Origin of the sequence: Bradyrhizobium sp. (assembly GCF_016462955.1) — a bacterium.
Lineage (GTDB): Bacteria > Pseudomonadota > Alphaproteobacteria > Rhizobiales > Xanthobacteraceae > Bradyrhizobium.
In genome coordinates, this window is sequence record NZ_JAEMSD010000545.1 from 1 (window position 1) to 3,025 (window position 3,025).

Genomic DNA, 3,025 nt, shown 5'->3' on the forward strand with positions numbered 1-3,025 from the left:
CTCCTCGCGATCCCGCGGCAGCGGCTGGATTCGGCGGGCGCCTCCCTGCCGCGCTGCCTCAAGGCCAACACGCACGCGCATTTCCGCAGGTTCACAGCGGCCAGCGCGAAGCTGACGCTGCGGGTGCTGCACGGGCAGATCTCGCAAGCCGATCATCGCCTCACCGTGTGCGGCGAGCGGCTCGGCCTCTCGGCGCGCGCGCTGCTGCGGCGGCGGCGCGACCGCTTTACCGGGCTGGAGGTGCGCCTGCGCGCCTCGAAGCTTGCGAATGCGCAGGCGCAGCGCAACGCCATTGCCCGCCAGCGCGAGCGCACGCATCGCCTGGCCGAACGCGCGGGGCGCGCGCTGGCGACGCTGCTGCACCGGCTCGACGCGCGCGTCGAGAACAGCGGCAAGCTGCTCTCCGCGCTGTCCTATCGCAGCGTGCTCGCGCGCGGCTTTGCGCTGGTGCGCGACGAGGCCGGGCATCCCGTGCATGCGGCTGACGCGATCGGCCCCGGCGCACGGGTCGAGATCGAGTTCGCGGATGGGCGTGTCGGCGCGACCGCGGATGCGGATCGGCCGGCACCGGTCGCCAGGCGCGCGCCGGCGCAGGCGAAGGCGGCGGTGCAGGATGTGAAGACTGCGCCGAAGCGCGTCGCCAAGCCGGTGGATCAGGGCAGCTTGTTCTGAGGCGCGCGCCTCTGCTCTCGCGGCATTTTGGGTGCCAGCCCGTCATCCTGAGGTGCGAACCATACGACGCAGCGCGTCGCATGGTGAGCCTCGAAGGATGTACGCCGAGATGCAGCCGGGCCGTCGCCCTTCGAGGCTCGCCGAAGAGGCGAGCACCTCAGGGTGACGGTGACGGACTGGTGCGCCTCAGCGGCAGGACAATCCCGCGTCGATCGTGGTCCAGAAGCCGCAATGGTCCGGCGCGCGCTGCTGGCCGGCGTGGGCCTCGAACAGCAGGATCGCGACGGTGAAGACGATCAGGGCGGAGGCGAAGAGGGTGATGCGGTTGCGCATGACGATTGCGTTGAATCGATATCGTGGTCGAATGATGGCAAGCTCGCTCATCCGCCTCCCGCGCCAGAGGCGTAGCCCGCATGAGCGACTTTGTCCGCCGTAGCTCGTGGAGCGAAGGCGGAAGCGATATGCGGGAACAGTCTTCCCGGGATGTCGCGGCGCTCATCCGGGCTACTGGATCGCCCTCACCGCGCCAGCCAGTCCGCGACGTCCTTCTGCGATTCCGCGCGGGCCTCGGCATCCCTAGGTTCGGCTGATGCATGCAGCTGCGTGCCGGCGCGGTCGAAGTCGTGATCGGCGCCGGGATAGACCACGATGCGCGCCAGCGCGCTGCGGCCGCGCGCGCCATCCACCATCTGGCGGCAGGCCGACGGCGAGGACACGTCGTCATCGGCGCCGATCAGCACCAGCGTCGGCACCCGCGCGCTCCAGCCGAGGCCCGCCGAGATCCGGCAATCCGGATAGAACGCGATCGCGGCGCGGAAGTCCGGCTCCAGATCGCGGCGCGCGGCTTGGGGACGCACGGCCCAGAGCAGTGCGCTCGCGCCATTGGCCCAGCCGACCAGGCTGACGCGTTCGCGCGCCACGAAAGGCTGCTGCATCAGCCAGGCGCGCGAGGCCGCGATGTCGGCGACGCGGTCGCGCCGCATCTTGACGTGCATCTCCTTGACGCGGCATTGCGGACCGAGATCGCGCGAGCCGTAGCTGTCGGGCAGCAGCACGGCATGGCCCGACTTGAGCAGGCGCTCGGCCCAGGCGCGATAGCGCGGCAGCACGGGATCGGAATGGCTAGCGAGCCCACCGCAGCCATGCAGCGCGATCACCGTCGGAAACGGCCCCTCGCCCGCGGGCTTGTAGAGCTGCGCATGCAGGACGCCCGACGCCAGCGGGATGTCGACCTGCTGCGGCACCGGCGCGGCATAAGCGGCCGACATCAGCAGCGTCAGGACCAGGGCAGTCAGGCGAAGGCGCATCGGGGTCTGCCGCGAAAGGCGCCGGAACCAGCGCCCGTTCGGCTGAAGAATTATCATGCGGAAACGGCGGCAAAACATCACAAACCGGTGGGTTTAACGGGCGGACAAGCCACCCCATCTATGTTACATCCCGTCCGACACATCGTGCCCTCCAAGGTCCATGGAGCGGCCTTCCGCGGAGACTTTCGACCGTGCTGAACAAGTTCGGCCCCTCGGGCCATGGCGAAGCGCAGGTGCAATATCTCGACGGCGATTTCCGCGTGATCTCGCCGGGGACCTATGTGCGCTGCGCGATCACCGATGCGCGCATCCCGCTCGACGAATTGAAGTACTGGAGCGTGGACCTGCAGGAGGCCTACGCCACGCCCGCCGCGGTATTGCAGCGGCACTTCCCGGGCGCGCTCAAGCAGGCGTGATCCCGCAAGCGGTCGTTTCATCGAATTCTCCTGATCGACAGCAAATCGATAAGAGCTTTGCTGTGAATGTCGCCTGAATGGCGGTGCCGTAGGGTGGGTTAGCGGGGCGGATGTGCGAAGCGCATCTGATCGGCGTAACCCACCACGCGTCGGCAAATGCGGGACGAAGATGGTGGGTTACGCCCTGCAACTGCGCTTCGCGCAATTGCAGAGCTAACCCACCCTACGAGATCGACGAGATCATCGCCTCGCGAACCGTCGCTCGCGCGCCTTGTAGAGATGGTCGCTGATCAATCGCTCGAGCTGCGCCGGTTCGTCGAACGCGAGCTGGACCGCGAACGGCACGATGTCAGGCACGCTCCTGCCGCGCAGGCGTGCGAGGTCCTTTTCCGTCGTCACCAGCGTGAGCTGCTCGCGCTCTGCGTCCGCGGCCAGCGCCGCGATCTCGTCGTCCGAGAACATGTGGTGGTCGGCGAAGGCGCGCGTGCGCGCGACGTCGATGCCGCTCGCACGCAGGCTGCGGAAGAAGCGCTCGGGATCGCCGATGCCGGCGAAGGCGAACACCCGCTTGCCGGAGAGCTGCGCCAGCGAGGCCGCATCCGGCTTCAATCGCGCGCGCAGCTCCGGCTT

Annotated in this window: 5 protein-coding genes; 2 read left to right on the forward strand and 3 right to left on the reverse strand. The window is 68.6% G+C overall.

The genetic code is table 11. The features are described 5' to 3' along the window. On the forward strand, positions 1-672 hold a 672-nt coding region (locus JHD07_RS33945; RefSeq protein WP_291630098.1), incomplete at its 5' end, for an exodeoxyribonuclease VII large subunit. 186 nt (positions 673-858) lie between these two features. Here JHD07_RS33945 and JHD07_RS33950 read toward each other — a convergent pair. Both JHD07_RS33950 and JHD07_RS33955 read right to left on the reverse strand, forming a co-directional pair. Next, positions 859-1,056 (reverse strand): hypothetical protein, encoded by a 198-nt coding sequence (locus tag JHD07_RS33950; protein WP_291630100.1) that lies wholly within the window; start codon positions 1,054-1,056, stop codon positions 859-861. 134 nt (positions 1,057-1,190) lie between these two features. Beyond that, positions 1,191-1,979, reverse strand: a complete 789-nt coding sequence (locus tag JHD07_RS33955) for a dienelactone hydrolase family protein (protein ID WP_291630102.1) — start codon at positions 1,977-1,979, stop codon at positions 1,191-1,193. 191 nt (positions 1,980-2,170) lie between these two features. Here JHD07_RS33955 and JHD07_RS33960 point away from each other — a divergent pair, with 191 nt between their 5' ends. Then, positions 2,171-2,395, forward strand: a complete 225-nt coding sequence (locus JHD07_RS33960; RefSeq protein ID WP_291630104.1) for a DUF2093 domain-containing protein — start codon at positions 2,171-2,173, stop codon at positions 2,393-2,395. A gap of 240 nt (positions 2,396-2,635) precedes the next feature. On the opposite strand, the gene JHD07_RS33965 is transcribed toward JHD07_RS33960, so the two are convergent. After that, the coding region (locus JHD07_RS33965; RefSeq protein ID WP_291630106.1) for a tetraacyldisaccharide 4'-kinase at positions 2,636-3,025 on the reverse strand (390 nt) is incomplete at its 5' end.

Coding starts and splice junctions, on each gene's coding strand:
- JHD07_RS33950 (WP_291630100.1), bottom strand. CDS start 1,056: ATGAGCGAGCTTGCCATCATTCGACCACGATATCGATTCAACGCAATC.
- JHD07_RS33955 (WP_291630102.1), bottom strand. CDS start 1,979: ATGCGCCTTCGCCTGACTGCCCTGGTCCTGACGCTGCTGATGTCGGCC.